Source organism: Anaerophaga thermohalophila str. Valhall (assembly GCF_000250735.1).
Taxonomy (GTDB): domain Bacteria; phylum Bacteroidota; class Bacteroidia; order Bacteroidales; family Marinilabiliaceae; genus Anaerophaga; species Anaerophaga thermohalophila_A.
In genome coordinates, this window is sequence record NZ_AHZV01000164.1 from 31150 (window position 1) to 51504 (window position 20355).

Below are 20355 nucleotides of genomic sequence, written 5' to 3' on the forward strand. Positions count from 1 at the left end.
AATCATAAAACATTACAAAAGAGGTAATTATGAGTAAAAAGCGTGTTTACACATTTGGAAATGGAAAAGCCGAGGGCCGGGCAGATATGAAGGAGCTCCTTGGTGGCAAAGGGGCAAACCTTGCCGAAATGAACCGTATTGGAGTACCGGTACCTCCGGGATTTACTATCACAACGGACGTTTGTACCGAATATAATGAGTTGGGCCACGAAAAGGTCATTGAACTTATTAAAGATGAAGTTGAAAAGGCCATTGCTCATGTTGAGAAACTGACCGGCACTAAATTCGGAGATAAAAACAATCCACTTCTGGTTTCTGTACGTTCTGGTGCCCGGGCCTCAATGCCCGGGATGATGGATACCATTCTTAACCTCGGGTTAAACGATGAGGTAGTGGAAGGAATGGCAAAAAAGACCGGTAACGAGCGTTTTGCATGGGATTCTTATCGCCGCTTTATTCAAATGTATGGCGATGTGGTAATGGGTCTTAAGCCTGAATCGAAAGAGGATTCGGATCCTTTCGAAGAGATCATGGAAAAGGTGAAAGAGGAAAAAGGTATTGAACTGGATACCGAATTCACAGTTGATGATCTTAAAGGGCTGGTTCAAAAGTTTAAAGATGCAGTAAAAAAACGCACCGGAAAAGATTTCCCCACCGACTCGTACGATCAGCTATGGGGCGCTGTTGCTGCTGTTTTTGACAGCTGGAGTAATGCCAGAGCCGTTTATTACCGTCGCCTGCATGGTATTCCGGATGAGTGGGGTACTGCTGTTAACGTTCAGGCCATGGTGTTTGGGAACATGGGTAATACTTCTGCTACAGGCGTTGCTTTTACCCGTGATGCTGCGACCGGAGAGAATATCTTTAATGGCGAGTACCTGATCAATGCTCAGGGAGAAGATGTTGTAGCCGGTATTCGGACGCCACAGGAAATAACGCTCGAAGGAAGCCGGCGTTGGGCAAAACTACAGGGTATTTCCGAAGAAGAAAGAGCCAGCAAATTTCCTTCTCTTGAAGAAACGATGCCGGAGCTTTACAAGGAACTCTTTGAAGTTCAACGAAAGCTTGAAGAGCATTACAAAGATATGCAGGACCTTGAGTTTACCATTCAGGAAGGAAAGCTCTGGCTGCTGCAAACCAGAAACGGCAAACGCACTGGTGCTGCAATGGTGAAAATTGCCATGGATATGTATCGTGATAAGTTCATCGATGAAAAAACCGCTTTGTTACGTCTGGAACCAGCTAAGCTGGATGAATTGCTCCATCCTGTTTTTGATTCAACAGCCATTCGTTCGGCCAAAGTATTAGCCAAAGGATTGCCGGCTTCTCCGGGGGCTGCAACCGGACAGATTGTTTTCTTTGCAGATGAGGCAACCAAGTTCGAACAAACTATTTTGGTTCGTACAGAGACTTCGCCAGAGGACCTCGAAGGTATGAACGTGGCCCGTGGTATTTTAACTGCCCGGGGAGGTATGACCTCACACGCAGCTGTGGTTGCCCGGGGTATGGGCAAATGCTGTGTGTCGGGTGCAGGGGCTGTTAAGCTTGATTATCGTGCCCGTACCATGACCATCGATGGTAAAGTTTATAAAGAAGGCGACTGGATATCACTGAATGGCTCTACAGGAGAAGTTTATGAAGGGAAAGTGGAGACACGTAAACCTGATATGAGTGGCGACTTTGCTCTCATTATGGAGTTGTCGGATAAGTTTGCTAAAATGAGCGTTCGTACCAATGCCGATTCTCCCAATGATGCTAAAGTTGCCCGTGATTTTGGCGCAAAAGGGATTGGACTGTGCCGTACAGAGCACATGTTCTTCGAAGGAGAACGCATCAAGGCCATGCGTGAGATGATCCTGGCTACTACTACCGAAGGCCGCAAGAAGGCACTTGCCAAATTGTTGCCTTACCAGCGTGAAGACTTCGAGGGTATTTTCGAAGCCATGGCCGGTTATGGTGTAACAGTACGTCTGCTCGATCCGCCGTTGCATGAGTTTGTGCCTCACCAGCAAGCCACACAAAAAGCTCTCGCTGAAGAAATTGGAGTGCCTATTGAACAAATCCGTAATACTGTGGCCGAACTTGAGGAGTTCAACCCAATGCTGGGACACCGAGGCTGCCGTTTAGGCATCACTTATCCGGAAATTACTGAGATGCAGGCACGTGCCATCATTGAGGCTGCACTTAATCTTAAGAAGAAAGGTGTAGATGCACGTCCCGAAATTATGGTGCCTTTGGTGGGAACACTGAAAGAATTCCAATTGCAGGCCGAAATTATTCATTCTACTGCCAAGAACGTGTTTGAAGAAAAAGGCGATAAGATTGATTACCTGGTGGGAACAATGATTGAAATTCCACGAGCAGCCCTTACTGCCGATGAGATAGCCAAAGAGGCCGATTTCTTCTCGTTCGGCACCAATGACCTCACGCAGATGACCTTTGGTTATTCCCGCGATGATGCAGGGAAATTCCTGCCCGTCTATCTGGACAAAGGTATCCTGAAAGAGGATCCTTTCCAGGTTCTCGACCAGAGAGGAGTTGGTCAGCTTGTGGAACTGGGTACCAAACGAGGTCGTGAGGCCAAAAAGGAACTGAAAGTCGGTATTTGTGGTGAACATGGCGGTGAACCTTCATCGGTTGAATTCTGCCATCGCACAGGCATGGATTATGTAAGTTGTTCGCCCTATCGTGTGCCCATTGCACGTTTGGCTGCTGCTCAAGCGGCTGCCCGCGAACAATAAACAATTTATTATAATAGCTTATTTAGAAAGCGGGAGCCGGGCGGTTCCCGCTTTTTTTGTTAATTTTGTGCCTGAAAAATAAATTGTTGTGGGAAGAATTCTCGCTTTCGATTACGGTAAAAAGAAAATCGGACTGGCAGTTACCGATCCGTTACAGATCATTGCTAACGGGTTGGATACTATCCCATCGGCCAGAATCTATTCTTTTCTGGAAGAATATCTGGCCAGGGAGGAGGTAGATGCTTTTGTGGTAGGACATGCTACCAAAGATTCAGGCCAAGACTCGGAGTCCATGAAGCAGATAAGGCCGTTTGTACGCTCGTTACAGAACAAATACCCGAACATTCCCGTTCACATGGTGGATGAACGCTATACCAGTAAAATGGCTTTTCAGACCATGATTGATGCAGGATTGAGTAAAAAGAAACGTCAAAATAAAATGTTGGTTGATAAAATCAGTGCAACAATAATACTTCAGACTTATCTGGAAGAGAATAAACAGGGTTAGATATCCGGTTGCTTGATTGAAGGTGCAGAGTAATTTTTATTTCTCCCTTATACCACGATAGATCGTAATATCTTTTTAACGAACAATATAGTGCTTATCCATAAATTCGCAAAAATTTTCGCAATATGTGTCTGTTCAGAAAGTGCCAGTTGCAAGGCTTCCAAAGCCGCCAAAAACGGAGTTTACTTTTCGTAAATGAGTATTTTGGCGACGAGCTTAACACAGCTAATGGTACTTTATGGACAAACACTAATCAGTGCGTATCTATAAAGTAGGAAAAGATTCCTGCTTATCCTGTGTCTGTTCAGAAAGTGTCATTTACAAGGCTTGCGAAGTCCGAAAATACGGAGTTTACTCATCGTAAATGAGTAAATTTGGACGAGCGTAACACAGTAAATGGCACTTTATGGACAGACACTATATAGTTATACGAGACAATCAATCCAATAAATAACAACCCTAACAACCCTAACAATCTAACAATCTAATAATCTAATAAAATGATATATCCTGTAGTTGTTTACGGGCATCCGGTATTAAGAAAAGAAACCGAAGACTTTGTGCCCGAAGAAAAAGAAGAACTCAAACAATTAGTTGACGATATGTTTGAGACTATGTACAATGCCGATGGTATTGGCCTGGCAGGTCCGCAAATAGGTCTTTCCAAGCGTATTTTTGTAATCGATGCCACACCTCTGGCAGACGAATTTCCCGAATTGGCTGAATTTAAAAGAGTCTTTATCAATGCACAGATACTCGAACGTGACGGTGATCAGGCTTCTGATTATGAAGGCTGCTTGAGTATTCCCGGAATAAACGAAGAAGTTTCCCGGCAGACTAAAGTGAAGATCAGGTATGTAGATTCTGACTTTAAAGAGCATGAAGAAGTGATTGAAGGCTGGGCTGCCCGTGTAGTCCAGCACGAGTATGACCATATTCAGGGAATTTTATTTGTAGATCATCTGGCTGCATTGAAGAAGCGCCTTCTTAAAGGTAAACTGAATGCAATAAGCAAAGGTAAAGTGAATGTGAATTACAGAATAAAACTTCCAAAATAACCGGTTGATGCCCGTGGCTTTGACAAACAATTGTTCTTGTTTAAATCTGTTTTTTTAATAACTTATTCATCCTTAATATGATAAAAGCCCTAAAACCTAAAAGGTTGTAGTCTATCGACAATTTGGATGAGGCTCTGTCTTTTAAATAATTCTTTATTGAAACCGGAAGTATTTGTTTTAACAAGAGTTTTATAGAAAAAGGCTTAGCCTCATTGGACTTTTGATCGTCGGCAATTCTTAGGTTTTTAATGATTTGATTAAGAAATTCTTCCGAAAAAATTTCTTTGGCGAAATCCGATTCAAGTTCCTTTTTTATTAAGTCTACTACTCTTTTTTGTTTAACACTGTTGGGCAAAAGAGCTTCGGCATGCCGGGTGGCAAAAGGAACTTTGGGACTCATCGATTTGACAATTTTCTTATATAGAGCTTTGTCATTGCGCAAATGATCGGGTAATTGTCTTGCTTGCAGAAGTATTCTTTTTGAAAGGAGTGGGTTGGCAATTTCCACATAAGATAACTTAAGGTCGGAAAGAGCAGCCAGAATAGCAGGCAGGTGGAATCCATGATAAAGCCGGTCGGCCCACTGCTTAATTGATTCGTTCTCTCTTTGCAGAAGATCATCAGGAATTTCCTGTTCAGGAATATCGTATTTTCTGTATTCCTTCAGATTAGAATAATCAGAACACAAGCCAAGCCCGGCAGAGAGTCTGGCTGTAAGAGGTGAAGATACTTCTCTCCAGCCAAAACCTTCGTCACCTCTGATAATACCTTTGAAGCCATTCTCGAGAAGCGCCTTCCAAATATGAAACCCATCCATGTAAGCGGCAAAATTGTCGAGGCGACCTTCCCCGTTAATTAAAAATCGATGAAGGATTTTTTCAGTTGGTTCATCCGATAAGTTGGTATAAAAATACTGATGTGAGACATTGAATGCTTCGGCCAGTTTTTTTGCTATAAAAGCATCGTTTTTCCGCTGTTTCAATGATGATTTTAGTCCCCAGGTAACAGTCTTCAGATTGTCAGTTTTACCTTTTTGCTTAAGAAAGCAGAGGATGCCCCGGCTGTCGAATCCTCCCGAAAGCGGAAGCACCCAATCAGAAAAATCAAAGTCAATAGAATTAAAAGTTGACTCTAATGTTTGTTTAAGCTTTTCTTCGTGAAATTTATTGTCTTTTTTGACTTCTTCAAATACTATGGGGGTTTGTTTCATTTGAATACTCCAGTCATGCTTATTCAGAATAACAGCAGAATCGGGAGGTACCATATTTATTCTTTTGTCCCAGGAATATTGGGGCCCGGGACATCCGGTAGCAAGCATCCAGGGAATGGTTCTTTTATTGAACTCAAATCCGCCGATAAACAGGATTATTGCCCTTTGAGAGGTTGAAGCCACAAAAAGATCATCGTTCTTATAATACCAGATGGTTCGAGAAGCAACCGCATCAGTAACCAACTCACAAAAATCATCGTTGTCGCGTATAAGGGCGAACGAACCATCTGGATGTTTCACACCGGGAATATGCCAGTTATCTGCTTCTTCGAAAAGCATGCCCAGCATCAGGCTGTTATCTTTGATGATCAGGGTGTCTTGCGGGTTGGTTATACCATAAGCGACCTTGGTGTTTGTCACAACTTTATGTGGCAGGGGAGTAATATTGTCGGGCGTTATCTTGTCACAAACGGAGTGTATTTTATCTTTTGTATCCCGGGGAAGTTCTTTTCGTGAACAAATCCAAATGGTTTTGGCCATAATTTCTGATTTTTAGTTAGTGCTCGTCTCAATACTCTGTTAAACTTTTACAGTTGTTTGATAATTAATTGTTTAAATAGTAAATGCCACAAAACGGAACTCTTTCATAATAAAAACTTTGCGTCATTGCGTCTCTGCTTTTAGGCTTTTTTTAACTGACTATTGCGTCTATAAACTCACAAAAATTTTCACAACATGTGTGTCTGTTCAGAAAGTGCCGGTTGCAAGGCTTGCGAAGCCGCCAAAAACGGAGTTTACTTTTCGTAAATGAGTATTTTGGCGGCAAGCGTAACACAGCAAATGGTACTTTATGGACAGACACTAATGAAAACAGGTAGAAAATAAAACAACCTTTTGTAAAAAGCAATGAAAAATTGACCAGATGCCGGGTTGTTTATGTGTGCGTAATTCGGGTTTTTTTATCCATTATTAAAAAACCTTCACCCTGTGTAGTCTTTAATTTGTCAAATGTCTTGTTTTGTCCAAAGAGCAGGATATTTTAAATCTTATACTCTATAACTGTTTGCAGGTTAGTGTATAGAAGAAGTTGCTGATATGCCTTTATTCATATATTTGGCAGACTTTTGCGAAAACCGTCGATAAAAAACAAATTGACATTCTCCTTCTACTTGCTCTAATTTTGCTTGAAAACATAAGGTAAACAGTATGTGGAGAATAATCATATTCAGTTTGATTTTGGCGCTTTTGTCGGGATGCATGACCCGACGCAGGATGGTCTATGTTCAGGACGAGGGAAAGAAGAAGGATCTTGGTGTAGAATTCCTGAATGAACAAAAGCGGGCACTCGTACAGACTTTTGATGAGTTGTACGTCCATGTCAGCAGTTTTAGTGAAGAAAACCCCGAAATGCTTTCCGGTGGCGAGGGAAGGATAGGGGGAAGAACAAGTACCGATTATTCATTGATATCCTATCAGGTTGATGAAAACGGGGATATTGACCTGCCATTGTTAGGAAAGACGCATGTGGAAGGAAAAACCGTTGATGAAGTAGCCGCTGAAATACAGGAAGAGTTGAAAAGTTATTTCTATTCTCCATCGGTAAAGGTGTCATTTGTTAATAAAAATGTAACCGTTATCGGTATGGTTGAAAACCCGGGACGGTATTTTTATTCGGGGGAGAATATCAATATTTTTCAGGCATTAGGTCTTGCCGGTGATATACAGGAATATGGCGACAGGGAAAAGGTCGTTATACTAAGAGAGAGTAACGGGCGAATAAGAAAAAACTCTGTTGACCTGACCGATAAAAGTTTGTTCATTTCTGATTTTTACTATCTCAAATCGGGAGATATTGTTTATGTGGAACCCTTGAACAGGAGGGTATGGGGTATCGATCAGGTACCTTTCTCACTTATTCTGTCTGCCGCAACAACTTCGTTGTTAATCTTTGATTACATAAGGAGGAATGATTTATGATTCAAAAGAACCAGGTTTCCGATGACGTGAGGAGTGTATTTCGTCGTCTTATTAAATATTGGAAGTTATATCCTTTTTTTCTGATATTATTTGTTGGGCTTGCTTTTTTTTACATAAGAACCAAGCCCAGCATACATGAGCTCAGTGCAAAACTGGTTGTTCATGTTCGTGAAAGAGGCGTACAGGATCCGACTTCATTTATTCCGGGATCAGAATTATTTGCCGGACGCAACAATTTTGAGAACAGTTTGCTGACTATTCAGGCTTCGCCTATCATTCGTGAAGCCATTTCCAAGTTTAACAGCCGGGTGGAATATTACAAGGTTGATTTTTTCGATGATGTGGAGTTGTATAATTCCAGTCCATTTAATGTTGTGATGGACGGGGCAGTGCCTCAGCTCGTTGGCGTACCTATTCAATTGGAAGTATTGTCAAAGGAGCGGTATCGTCTGTCTGTCGAAAAAGGAAGCGGAGGTGTTTATGACTTTTTGAATCAGTCTTTTACCCGGAAAGTGGAAAACCTGGAGTTTTCGGCAGTGGGGGAGTTCGGTAAACCGTTGGAAAGTGATTATTTTAAGTTTACTATATTCTGGGAAGAAGAATCGGTACCGGAAGATGATAATCTGTTTAAGTTTCAGATATTGACGGATGATCAACTCGTGGCTGCTTACAAAGGCCGGTTAATACTGGAGCCGGCCAATCTTAACGGCACCGTGATTAATGTTAGTTTCAGAACGGGAAATACCAGTAAAGGAATGGATTTTCTCCAGGCCTTTCTGGAAACGGTTATTGAAAATAATCTGGAGCGGAAAAACCATATTGCCAATTCTACCATCGATTACATCGACAAACTTCTTGAATCGGTTTCTGATTCTTTGAGACGGGCAGAACGTACACTTCAGCGTTATCAGTCGGCCCGCGACGTAATGGACGTTAGCCAAAGTGCTGAACGACTATATAATGAATTGTCGCGAGTTAAAGAGCAACAGCAGGAATATGAATCCCAGGTAGACTATCTTCAGTATTTGTCTGGACAGATTTCTCAGGATGATGATTATACCGAGTATTCCATGTCGGCCATTATGGCTTTGAATAATAATTCCCTGAGCATTCTTATGGAAGAGTATATTGGACTTGTAGGTCAGCGTACCCGCCTGATAGAAAACCAGCAAACCAAAAGTCCCTTACTTAGTCAGGTAGAATCCAGAATCAGTAATTTAAGAAAAACCATCCGGGAGAATGTCAGATATTCTCTGAACATTGCCGAGCAAAACCTTAGAAAAGCGGAAACACGGTTGGCCAACATAGAACAACAGATCAGGCAGTTGCCCGAAACACAAAGAAATTTGCAAACATTTCGGCGCGATTTCAGACTCAATGACGAAACTTATACTTACCTGATGCAGAAAAAAGCCGAGTCTCAAATCGCAAGAGCTTCTAATTTACCGGATTATGAGGTTTTTGATCCGCCTTCATATTCGCAACTTGTGAGTCCCAAGGCAAAGAAAATTACCGGGTTGCCATCTTTCTGGCATTGTTTTTTTCAACGTTTACTGCTTTGGCATACGATAACGCTTTTGGGAAGGTTAAGGATGAAAAAGATTTTGCCGGTATGGAGGGCGTTCATTATGTTGGGGAGGTTCTTCATGCCCGGTCGCTTAAAAAACTGACTGGCAATAATCAGTTTACCCCACAGGCCGAGTCGATTCGGACTCTGAGGAGTAACTTGCTGGCATTTTGCAAGGATGGCCTTCCACATTCCGGCAAATCGGAGCTAATCTTAATTTCTTCTTCCGTGCAGGGGGAAGGTAAAACATTTACATCGTTTTTTCTTTCTCGATCGCTGGCCAGTCTCAATAAACCAACTCTCCTTATGGAGCTTGACCTCAGGCGTCCTCGTCTTGTGTCAAATTACGCACCCGAGTTGAAGAACAAGGCTGGATTGGTTGATTACGTAAATGGAGATGTCGATCTGAAGAGTATAATCTATCCCTCATCAGAAGAAGGCTTTTATATTGTCCCCGCAGGGAGTATGCCCTCCAATCCCAGTGAAATATTGGAGTCTGATAAATTCAGGGAGATGCTGGAAGAGGTCAAAAAACATTTCGATTTTGTGGTACTTGATTCAGCTCCGCTTATTGTTGCTGATACAAGGGCGACAATACCGCTGGCCGATGCTGTTTTGATGGTGACACGGGCAGGATATACACCGCTGCATGTTTTGAAAAAGACCATTTCTAATATGAAAGAGTTTAAGGCCGAAAGGGTGGGACTTGTATTAAATGATGTTTCAATGGGGCTGAACCGGCGTTATTATAACTACAAGTATGGTTACAGAAAATAACAGTATATATTCTTTTCATTTCTGGGCCCGTTGGTATTTTATTGCGCTTGTACTGTCACCATTGATTTGTTTTATCGATTATCACTCTATTGATCAGGGGTTTGAGCGTTTGTTTGGTGGCACCATTGTTTTTTTTGCTTTGATGTTGCTTATTGCCCGCGGGACAGGAAATGTAGTTTTCCGGAATTACTTGCCGGCGGGGATAATACTGGCGCTTTATTATACAACCTGGGACCTTGTTTTGTGGCAGGACGTTATAGCCAGGAAGGGCGTTTTCTATGAATTTTTCCTGAATAGAACCCTTCAAACGGTTGCCGTATTGTTTGTAGTGGACAATCTGACTTTTTCTGATAAGCTGATAGATGTGTTGGTAAGGCTGATGAAAGGACTGATTGTGCTGGGTGCGATAGTATCGCTGTTACAAGTTGTTCATGATCCTTTCTTTTTTACGCCGGAAAAATTTCGGGAATCGATGTTGCATTACGATTGGGGAACCAACGTTTTGCATGTAAGAAGGTTGTCGGTTTTTGGTTTTACCGATGTAAATGACGTGGGCTTGTCTTTCTTACCGATGGTTGCCCTGATTACCGGTTACGAGATCAAGGAGCGTGACAGAATACCGGTTTTAATACTGATACTGGCATTTTTTATTGCAGTAGTTAATAATTCAAGATATATACAGTTGGGATTTTTTGTAGCAGCTGCCCCAGCCTTGTTCTACCAGAAAAGAATTTTAAGAAATTCGTTGGTGGCAGTAGTCGGATTGGTTGTAATGGTTTTATTTATGGGGGTTGTGCTGCAAATCATCGGATATGACGTTTCTCAGTATGTTGAGGAGCGTTTACTTGATGAATCGGGGGGAACCCGTATCCTGGCTTTTGAAATATTTATGAGGTTTTTTCCTGAGAATCCCTATTTTGGCACCGGTCAGCATCTTACCGATGATGTGATTATAGCCATTGCCAACCGTTCATCCCAGATTCATGTCGGATATCTTTCTCATTTGTTTTCTTATGGGTTTATCGGCACGTTTCTGGCGTTTCTTTTTTGGGGGTTAATTACCCGGCGGTTATGGCTGGTGGCCAGAAGAACAGGATTTTATGGTAGTTTTTTCGGATTTATGGTGTTCTGGTGGGCCAACGTAACGATGGTTTATTACTGGGTTTTTACGTTTGGGCTCATTTTGTGTTACTTGTTTGCATCTTATTATGACTCAAAAGAGGAATCTGTTTGAAATAATTAAACGGCGATTTCTGAAATCGGATACCAGGCGTGGTGAAGGATTGAAGAAGAATATTCTGGGTCTTCTGGCACTAAGAGGACTTGATGTAGGTGTTAGTTATCTTCGCTTTCCTTTGACACTGAAATTTCTTGGCACCGAACTTCACGGCGTTTGGCTCACCCTGGGAGGGATCATTAACTGGTTTGCCTTTTTCAACATTGGCCTTGGGACAGGCCTGCGCAATAAACTGGCCGAAGCTCTTGCTCAGGGTGATACCTCTTTGGCACGAAGTTATGTGAGTTCAACCTATGCCATTATCAGTATAATTAGCTCAGTTTTATTGGGTTTATTGATGATCAGTGTTTTTACTTTTGACTGGCCTGAGATTGTAGCCGTTTCGGACAGTTACGAGAGTATGCTGATTTCCACTCTTTTAATTGTTTTTTCTTTCTTTACGATTCGATTTGTACTGAAACTGGTTGGTATTGTTTTGGTAGCTGATCAAAGACCAGCTTTAAGTCAGGCCTTACGCTCTATATCCAGTGTTCTGTTTTTCATCGGGATATGGGTTGCATTGAAATACCGGATCATGTATGGAAACCTGGTTGTTATTGGTGTGTTGTCAAGTGGGTCGGTTTTGTTGGTTCAGGCTGTGGCTACAATAGTTTTGTTTTCGGGCAGGTACAGGCACATCCGGCCATCTGTAAAATACGTCGACTGGCGAAAATTCAGGAGTCTTGCATCAATCGGAATTCAGTTTTTTATCGTTCAGATATCGGTTATTGTGATGTTTTCGACCGATAATATCATCATTGCCCAGATTACCGGACCGGCTGATGTTGTTCCCTATAACGTGGCGCGAAAATATTTTGGCATTGTAGAGATGTTGTTCATGATTGTGCTTGAGCCGTTCTGGTCGGCATTTACTCAGGCATATGTAAAAAAGGAATTCAGATGGATACGAAAGTCGATCAATCAGTTGCTTATTCTTTGGGGTATTTCTCTTGCCGGGAGTCTTATCATGCTTGCACTTTCGGGGTGGGTCTATGAAATCTGGATCGGAGATATGATTACGGTCCCGTTTCATCTTTCGGTATTGATGATGTTGTTTTTTATGATAAAAACATGGAATAATGTTTTTGTATATCTCATCAATGGAGTGGGAAAGATACGTTTACAGCTCTATATGTCGATTGTTATTGCGGTGATAAATATTCCGTTATCGATATTTTTTGCCAGATACCTTAACATGGGTTCGGCGGGTGTCATTCTGGGAACTATTGCCTGCCTTGCCATTGGAGCAGTATTGCACCCGGTTCAATATAAAAAGATCATCAACGGAACCGCCCGGGGAATATGGGATAAGTGATTCAGCGAGCAGAGGGCAGAAAGCATGGGGCATGGAGTTATGGATTGAACTCTTCCAGTGGTAGAACGGTTAGAAGGTGCTAAGGTAGAAAAGTGGTGGGGATGGATATGAGATTGATGTATTGAGATACAAGGAATGCCCAAAAAGGGAAATTATGTGGCAAAAATAAAACGGCATAATTACAATAGATCGTTAGACTTTTAGATATAAGTAATTTAGTCAGTAGTTTTTAGTCAATAGTCAATAGCAATGTTTTAGAGGTACTAACATATTTCAGAAGCAAGCAAAAGTGCATAAATAGTGTCTGTCCATAAAGTACCATTTGCTGTGTTACGCTTGCCGCCAAAATCCTCATTTACGATTAGTAAACTCCGGTTTTGGCGTCTTCGCAAGCCTTGCAACTGGCACTTTCTGAACAGACACATAACCAGAAACAAGTTTTGCGTAATTTATAGACAAGCACTAAATAACATGTTTTGAGCGGTTTGTGGTTTTGTTAGATGTAAGATGATTCGTCCGTGTAAAAAATTTTTTTAGATCGAATGGAACTCGCATGTCAGAATTTATACATGTTTTTGCTTTGGTAAGCCCTGCCGTGCTCGTTTCGTAAAGCCTTGATATGCTGCATTTTAACAAGCGAGTCTTTTTAAGCATAAACAATTGGTTTGCAGCGTTTTGCAAAAGTTTAACGGAGTATTGTAACCAAATACAGGACGGAAAATTTTTTCAAATTGTCTTTGACAATGGGAGTAGTAAAAAGTTAGATGAAAGAATAATCTAATGATCTAACAATCTAATAATCTAACAATCTATTATAATGCATGTTGTTTTTTTAAATACCAATCAAACCAGAGGAGGGGCAGCAATTGCAGCTAACCGGTACTTTAATGCATTTAGAAGTGTTGGAGGTGAATCTACTTTCGCTGCGCTGAATCTGGAGGAGCCAGGCAATGGTTATGTTAATCTAAAACACAGTCTCCCGTTTCGGAAGCTGGTGAAGTATTTCTTTAAAAAGGAGAAACGAAAAACTTTTAGACGGAAAATTCCCGGCGAAGGTTATTGGTCGGTATCCATGTATTCCCGCTTTCAGTACCGCAGGATAAAACGTCTGAAGCCCGAAATGTTGTGCCTGAACTGGATTAACGACGATTTTCTGTCTGTGCCTGAAATAGGTAAGTTCAAAGTTCCGATAGTATGGGTGTTTCATGATCTGTGGGGAGTTACCGGCGGATGCCATTATCCGGGCGATTGTACGGGACTCCAAACGGGATGCGGAAACTGCCCTAAGTTAAAATATTCGCATGAGCACGATTGGAGCCGGTATTTGTGGCTTCAAAAATATGAGAACTGGAAAGATTTGGACATAACCGTATTATGTCCCAGTAACTGGATGGCCGGTATGGTTAAGAAGAGCCTTCTTTTTGGAGATAAACGCATCGAAGTTTGCCCGTACAGCATCGAACTTGATGTGTTTAAGCCAATGGGTTCTGTTGCTCTCAGGGAATCTTTGGGAATAAGACAAGACCAGAAAGTTTTACTCTTTGGGGCGGTCAACTCCATGCACGATACGCGCAAAGGTGCCCACCTGCTGGTTGATGCTCTTACAAGGCTTGAAGGAAAGGTACCTGCCGATGATCTTGTCTTCCTTGTTTTTGGTGCGAAAGAATCTCCTGAACTTGAGAAAGTGCCTTTTAAGGTTGTAAACCTTGGTTTTATTCGTGAGAAAAGCGAACTGGCAAAGTATTATGCCGCAAGCTCCGCTTTTGTACTGCCATCACTGGAAGATAATCTGCCCAATACTGTTCTGGAATCACTGGCCTGCGGAACTCCTGTTGTGGCATTCAATATCGGAGGAATTTCGGATATGATAGACCATGAGCAAAACGGATTGTTGGTAGAAGAAACAGATACCAAAAAGCTTGCCGATGCTCTGGAACGAATGGTAAAAATGCCGGACGATCAGTACCGTAAGATGCAGTCGGCTGCCCGCAATAAAATTGAAACTAATTATTCCCCCGAAGTTGTTGGGAAAAGACTTAAGCAAATCTTTGAATCTATAACGCAAAAATAAATATGAGTAAAACGAGTTTACCTAAAGTTACCATTGTAACACCATCTTATAATCAGGCCGATTTCCTGGAAGAAACCATGCTCTCGGTGCTGAATCAAACTTATCCGAACATCGAATATATTGTTGTGGATGGTGGTTCAACAGATGGGAGCGTAGATATTATTAAAAAGTACGAAGACCGGCTGGCCTGGTGGGTGAGTGAGCCCGACAACGGGCAGAGCGATGCCATTAACAAGGGGTTTTCTCATGCTACAGGCCAAATATATAACTGGCTCAACTCGGATGATATCCTCTATCCGGAAGCGGTAAGTGTGGCTGTTCATTTTATGCAAAAATATCCTCAGTACGAGTTGGTTTACGGCGACAGGGTTGTTATTGATAATAAGGGGAGAATACTCGATGTTTTTGAACCGGTGTCGGTCTCGAAACGTATGGCAAGATTTGCGCTTCGTATACCTCAGGAAACAACATTTTTTACTTCACGGATATGGCATAAAGTAGGAGGGTTGAACACGGAGTTGCATTTTGTGATGGACTCTGATCTATGGTATCGTTTCCTGGAAGAAACACACTTTTTCCATATCCCTGTTTTTATGGGGGCCTATCGCAATCATGACGAGTCGAAATCGGTATACGGGCTGGGAAAGACTGTTTCGAAAAGAGCAATTACTGAAGTAAAATATCTTAGAAGAAATTATTCCACTTTTTTTTCCAGAATAAAATACCTGAGAAGAGGCATGAGATATTTTAATGTTTTTCAGCAGGCATATGAAAAAAACAAACGTAGACGGCGATTATTGAAGGAGGAAGTTCGCGATTTGATCTTTGATAATGGTAATAGTTAAATACTCTGTATGTTGTTTAGGTGATTTAATGACTGTAATTCAAGTGCGATGATACAACTCTCAAAAGGCGTAAGTTTTGCCTATAAGGTATTGCGTTCGTCCGCAGCTAAAATGTATTACCTGCGTGCCGATTTCGAATTCGATGAAAGCAATAGAAATGCTTTAAAGAAACTTCATCCAATAAAAACGGTTGATAAAGAGGTGTTTAATGCTCATAAAAAAATGTGGCTTGGATGGAGTGCGTCTGCTTTTTTATCCAAGAGGTCATTACATTTATACAGGACTTTGAGTGGTATTCAGACACCAAAATTTTTACCAATTAACGTGTATTTTACCACAGTAAATCCAATTCTTAATAATAAGATGATGGCATGGGCATATGCCCAGAAAGGTAATTATTATCAACTTTTTGGTATTGACAATGAGCCTGTTACTATCCTGAGAAACTTGAATGGTCTTTTTTTTGATTTTAAAGGCAACAATATCAATAGTCCTAAAGATTTTTTGGAGACAGAATTGAAAAAGCTAAAAAAAATTATAATTAAACCGGCATCAGAATCTTGGGGAGGGAAAAATGTACTATCATTTGAAAAAAATTTGTCCGGAGAATGGAAATGTATTAACAATAAAAGAATCAACCTGGAATTATCTGATTTAGATACTATCTACAACAATAATTATGTTATCCAGGAATATTTGGAACAGCATCCTTTCTATAAAAAGCTAAACCCGACTTCATTCAACACCCTGAGAGTTTATGTTTACCGGTCAGTGATTGACCAGGTTCCTCATGTATTGCATACTATGTTGAGAGTAGGTAGGGCTGGAAGCTTAGTTGATAATGTAAAGGCTGGAGGTATAGGTTTTTATGTGATGCCTGATGGTCGGTTGTTACATGGATTTGATCACGATTACAGAAGAGTTGAATGGATTCCCGGCGATCCATCAATTAAGTTGCCCGATTTGGGTAAACTACCGGGATTAAAAGATATTCATGATCTGGCCTTGTTTGTTGCAACAAAAATACCATTTAGTCGTGTCGTGGCATTTGATATAAATATAGATAGTGATGGAAAGCCTCGATTGATAGAATTGAATACTTTTTATCCAGGGCTTGCAATGCAGGTTTATGGATTTCCCTTTTTTGGAGAATTTACCGATGAGGTGATTTCATACTGTAAAGAACAGAAGAAAAACGATTATTTGATGATTTAATCAACTTACAATGGAAACGGTAGTAAAATATGAGCTTATAATAAAATATCGGATGATTTTTGATTTCTTTTACAGAGCCATGAAAAAAATGGTACGCCTGGCATCTAATCATCATATCTATTCCGGTTGTCTTGCCACTGCCTATCTTTCAAAAGGCAAAAGTTGCTTTTCTGACAGGGTATCTTCGCAGGAGGTAGGAGAATTTAAAAAAAGATGGGAAGGAATTTCGAATTATGTTCCAAAAGTATTTTTAGAGATTTACCAACCTTTTTCCGAAATAAAAACATCGGATTTTGTTCCGGATAGTATTTTTTTTACTCACATTGAGCCGATTATGAATAATGTGGAGTTTTCACGCAGTTTTGCAGATAAGAATATGTATTCTCTTTTGATAGACCATAGCTTTCTACCTAAGGTTCTGCTAAGAAGAATGCATGGACGCTTTTTAGATGGTGATTATCATACAGTTTATAACATAGATGATTTTCTTTCAGTTTTGGCAGCTGATTATGAGCGGGTTATCATTAAGCCTTCAATTTCTTCTCAGGGGGGTAGACGTATTCGGCTTCTCGAATCCAGGGACGGTAAACTTTTTTTTGGGAATGCACATGTAACCCTGAGCTGGCTGTCCAAAGAATATAATGACAACTTTTTGATTCAGGAATATGTCCAACAACATCCATTCTACTCTGCCTTTAATCCCTCGTCTTTGAATACTTTGAGGATTTATACTTACCGGTCGGTAAAAGATGAAAAGGTTCATATACTTTCTTCTATGTTGAGAGTTGGGAAACCAGGATCTTTTATTGACAATATAAGTCTGGGAGGAAAAGCGTGTGGATTGTTTGCGGATGGAAGACTAAATGGAATTGCTAATGATTACGAGGGAAAAACCTATAAGAGTGTTGGAAATGTTGACCTGACTTTACATGGGAAGGTCGTGGGATTTGAAGATGTGATCCGAAAAGCCAAAGTGGTTGCAGAAGCTCAATACTATTCCAGGTTAATTGGATTTGACTTTTGTGTGAATGAGCAGGAGAAAGGTTTATTGATCGAATTAAACAATTATGATGTGGGAATTGAACGTGTGCAAAAATGCAACGGTCCCTTATTTGGCGATTTTACTGATGAAATTATAGACTATTGCAGGAGGAAAAAAAAATCTTTCAAATATATAATTCGTTGACATAATGGAAATACACTCAAAAATAGCCTCCTTTCTTGAATTGGGATACTTTATGGATTATTCGGAGCAAACTGTGCGGCTTCCGGATAAAATTTATCCAGTAGAGCAGGGAGACCTTTTTCAGGAGGAGTTGTTTATTACTGCCAGGCAGAAATTGTTAAAGTCGTTCAGTGCCGGTTATTCACCCGGACAGGTTTGTGTTGTTCCGTTAAGCGGTGGTCTTGACAGTCGCGCTGTTTTGGGTGGATTGCTTCAGTTTAGTGAGGCTTCCAACATCATTACTTATACTTTTGGTATTCCCGGGTCGTTTGACTACGAAATAGCAGCAAGAGTTGCCAGGTCTGTTGGCGTCAATAATATCAGAATTCCCCTGGAAAAGTATGAGTTTTCGCTGGAGGAACTTTTAGCCGTGTCGAAAGCCATGGATCATCAGACCTTATTATTTTTTCATGCTCCTTACAGAATGGTTAAGCGTGATTTTGGCGGAGGTGTTCATTGGTCGGGCTTTTTAGGCGAAGCAATTACCGGCGATCATATTCGCGGCAATCTGGCCAGTTCGCTCGATGAAGCAGAAAGAAAATTTTTGAATTTCAACCGGTTTGTGAAAGGGGAGGACAGTGCTTTGTTATCTGATGGCATGTCATACGCCCAAAAGAAACTTGATCGTCCGCGACCTACTCAGGGTTTTTTAACCTTTGAAGAAGGTCTGGACTTATTGAATCGTCAAAACAAATATATAGCACCTCATGTTATGCTGAAAGAATTTGAGCATCGGGCTCCTTTCAATGATCCTGAAGTCATTAAGTTTTTTCTTGGATTGAGTGAGGCGCAAAAACGACATCAGTTTTTCTTTAAAGAATTCCTGCAATGGTGGAAACCCGGTCTCTTCAATTTGCCTGTAAAAAACAATCTTGGATATCCTCTTGGTGTAGCCGGATGGCGGTTGAAGTTCAGAAAGAAATGGATTGGATTCAGGAAAAGACTTGGAAACCGCAAGGATCCTAATATCAATTATTTCAATTTTTCAGCACGGGTTGTTGACGATGATGTATTCAAACAGCTTGTGTGGTCACAGCTGAGCGATCTGGATCAGCGAAAAATTTTGCCGGAAGCAATAAATCCCCTGAAATTATGGAAAGACCACCAGGACAGGATTCAGGATCATGGTAAAATAATTCAGGGTCTTGCTTCTCTGGAGATTCATCTGAAAGCCGGGAAAAAGTTATGATACAGGCATGAAGAAAAGGTAGAAATGTAAAAAGGCAGGAGGGCAGAAAGGTAAATCGATATGTAGTTGAAAAGAAATAACGAAGGTGTCTAAAAAGTCCGTGTTTCTCTGTGTCCCTCTTTGACAAGAACTGCGTTTATGTTTATAGCAAATATTGATAAAATAAAACAAGTTTCTGATAATTGGGGCGAATTCTCCCGATAAACCGGGGCAGGTTATTCGACTGAATACTTAAACTAAATATTTACGAATGAGAAAAATGAAGTTATTATATGTTGCAGAAGTGCACCTTCCCGGCCGTAAGGCCAGTAGTATCCATGTAATGCGTATGTGCAAAGCATTCTCTGAACAGAATCTGAAAGTCAGACTGTTGGCGTTCCGGTCGAAGCAGTACTCTGGTGTTGAACATTTGTACAATTATTATGGTATTGATGACAGTTTTGAAATTAAACTATTGAGAAGTCCCGGTACCGGAAGATTGGCAGCTTTTTATATGGCTTTAAGGGCGATGTTCGAGGTTCTTTTTTTCCGGCCCCATATTGCATATACCCGTTCGCCTGTGTCCTCTTTGTTTTTTTCTCTCCTGAACCGGCCGTTTGCTTTCGAAGGGCATGTCATATTGGACCAATCCGCACATAAATGGCTTTCTACATTTTTTCAGCATTTTTCCAGGGTAAATAACTTTCTGGGGCTGGTGGTTATTTCTTCAGCGTTGAAAAAGATGTTTGTTGAAAAAGGAACCCCTCCCGAAGATATATTTGTCGCACATGATGCAGCCGACGCCAAGCCTATGGATGAAAAGGGGGAATTAAAAGGTAATTTTGGCTTTAATGCCGGATATTTTGGAAATGTATACAAAGGCCGTGGCGTTGAAATCATTGTTGCCATGGCGAACAAGAAACCCGAAATTGGTTTTCACATTTTCGGCGGAATTGCAGAGGACCTACCCGGAAACCCTGAACTCCCTGATAACCTGTTTTTTTATGGTTTTCTGCCTCCTTCTGAAGTTCATTTGTACCGTAACGCATGCGATTTACTTTTAGCACCTTATCAGCCGGAAGTGTTTGTCTCCAAAAAGCAAGCCTATTCAACCAGTTCATATATGTCGCCACTGAAAATATTTGAGTATATGTCGGCCCGGAGAGCAATTATTGTAAGTGATATGCCTGTCTTGAGGGAGGTGTTATCGGATACCTCCTCTATGTTGGTTGCCCCATCGGACGAGAATGCATGGGTAGATGCTATAGATATTCTGAAAAACGATGAAAAAAAGCGAGAACAGATTGCACGAAATGCCTATCAGAAATTTTGTGAAGAGTATACCTGGGGTAAGAGAGCCGAATCCATTTTGCAATGGTTACTTGGCCGGTTAAAGAATTGA

General features: G+C 41.1%; 15 protein-coding genes. 14 read left to right on the plus strand and 1 reads right to left on the minus strand.

Going from position 1 to position 20355, the window contains the following annotated elements; all coding sequences use genetic code 11:
- The first annotated feature begins 29 nt into the window (after nucleotides 1-29).
- The 3 genes from ppdK (at nucleotide 30) to def (ending at nucleotide 4307) form a co-directional block, all read left to right on the plus strand.
- Complete coding sequence (ppdK, locus tag OQ5_RS0108715; protein ID WP_016777120.1) at nucleotides 30-2741, plus strand: pyruvate, phosphate dikinase; 2712 nt, start codon at nucleotides 30-32, stop codon at nucleotides 2739-2741.
- Between the two features lie 88 nt (nucleotides 2742-2829).
- On the plus strand, nucleotides 2830-3249 hold the full coding sequence (gene ruvX, locus OQ5_RS0108720; protein WP_016777121.1) for a Holliday junction resolvase RuvX: 420 nt from the start codon (nucleotides 2830-2832) through the stop codon (nucleotides 3247-3249).
- A gap of 500 nt (nucleotides 3250-3749) precedes the next feature.
- The gene (gene def, locus OQ5_RS0108725; protein WP_016777122.1) at nucleotides 3750-4307 is read left to right on the plus strand and encodes a peptide deformylase; all 558 of its coding nucleotides are present in this window, start codon (nucleotides 3750-3752) and stop codon (nucleotides 4305-4307) included.
- Between the two features lie 40 nt (nucleotides 4308-4347).
- Here def and OQ5_RS0108730 read toward each other — a convergent pair whose 3' ends face one another.
- Nucleotides 4348-6057, minus strand: a complete 1710-nt coding sequence (locus OQ5_RS0108730; protein ID WP_016777123.1) for an asparagine synthase-related protein — start codon at nucleotides 6055-6057, stop codon at nucleotides 4348-4350.
- 666 nt (nucleotides 6058-6723) lie between these two features.
- Here OQ5_RS0108730 and OQ5_RS0108735 point away from each other — a divergent pair.
- From OQ5_RS0108735 to OQ5_RS0108780, 11 genes are all read left to right on the plus strand, one after another.
- Complete coding sequence (locus OQ5_RS0108735; RefSeq protein WP_016777124.1) at nucleotides 6724-7494, plus strand: polysaccharide biosynthesis/export family protein; 771 nt, start codon at nucleotides 6724-6726, stop codon at nucleotides 7492-7494.
- The gene (locus OQ5_RS20640; protein WP_255297454.1) at nucleotides 7491-9164 is read left to right on the plus strand and encodes a GumC family protein; all 1674 of its coding nucleotides are present in this window, start codon (nucleotides 7491-7493) and stop codon (nucleotides 9162-9164) included. The genes OQ5_RS0108735 and OQ5_RS20640 overlap by 4 nt, the downstream gene beginning before the upstream one ends.
- Nucleotides 9107-9838: a tyrosine-protein kinase family protein gene (locus tag OQ5_RS24510; protein WP_016777125.1), complete on the plus strand. Its 732-nt coding sequence runs from the start codon at nucleotides 9107-9109 to the stop codon at nucleotides 9836-9838. The genes OQ5_RS20640 and OQ5_RS24510 overlap by 58 nt, the downstream gene beginning before the upstream one ends.
- Nucleotides 9822-11072 (plus strand): O-antigen ligase family protein, encoded by a 1251-nt coding sequence (locus OQ5_RS0108745; protein WP_016777126.1) that lies wholly within the window; start codon nucleotides 9822-9824, stop codon nucleotides 11070-11072. The genes OQ5_RS24510 and OQ5_RS0108745 overlap by 17 nt, the downstream gene beginning before the upstream one ends.
- Nucleotides 11047-12429, plus strand: a complete 1383-nt coding sequence (locus OQ5_RS0108750) for an MATE family efflux transporter (protein ID WP_016777127.1) — start codon at nucleotides 11047-11049, stop codon at nucleotides 12427-12429. The genes OQ5_RS0108745 and OQ5_RS0108750 overlap by 26 nt, the downstream gene beginning before the upstream one ends.
- 817 nt (nucleotides 12430-13246) lie before the next feature.
- Nucleotides 13247-14500 carry a glycosyltransferase gene (locus OQ5_RS0108755; protein WP_016777128.1) on the plus strand — a complete coding sequence of 418 codons (1254 nt, stop codon included), beginning with the start codon at nucleotides 13247-13249 and terminating at the stop codon, nucleotides 14498-14500.
- Nucleotides 14501-14502: 2 nt separating this feature from the next.
- The gene (locus tag OQ5_RS0108760; protein WP_016777129.1) at nucleotides 14503-15345 is read left to right on the plus strand and encodes a glycosyltransferase family 2 protein; all 843 of its coding nucleotides are present in this window, start codon (nucleotides 14503-14505) and stop codon (nucleotides 15343-15345) included.
- Nucleotides 15346-15456: 111 nt separating this feature from the next.
- The gene (locus tag OQ5_RS0108765; protein WP_016777130.1) at nucleotides 15457-16560 is read left to right on the plus strand and encodes a sugar-transfer associated ATP-grasp domain-containing protein; all 1104 of its coding nucleotides are present in this window, start codon (nucleotides 15457-15459) and stop codon (nucleotides 16558-16560) included.
- A 10-nt stretch (nucleotides 16561-16570) separates the two neighbouring features.
- Nucleotides 16571-17746, plus strand: a complete 1176-nt coding sequence (locus OQ5_RS0108770; protein ID WP_016777131.1) for a sugar-transfer associated ATP-grasp domain-containing protein — start codon at nucleotides 16571-16573, stop codon at nucleotides 17744-17746.
- Nucleotides 17747-17750: 4 nt separating this feature from the next.
- Nucleotides 17751-18974, plus strand: coding sequence for an asparagine synthase-related protein (locus OQ5_RS0108775; protein WP_016777132.1), 1224 nt, complete (start codon nucleotides 17751-17753; stop codon nucleotides 18972-18974).
- A 250-nt stretch (nucleotides 18975-19224) separates the two neighbouring features.
- Nucleotides 19225-20355, plus strand: a complete 1131-nt coding sequence (locus OQ5_RS0108780) for a glycosyltransferase (protein ID WP_016777133.1) — start codon at nucleotides 19225-19227, stop codon at nucleotides 20353-20355.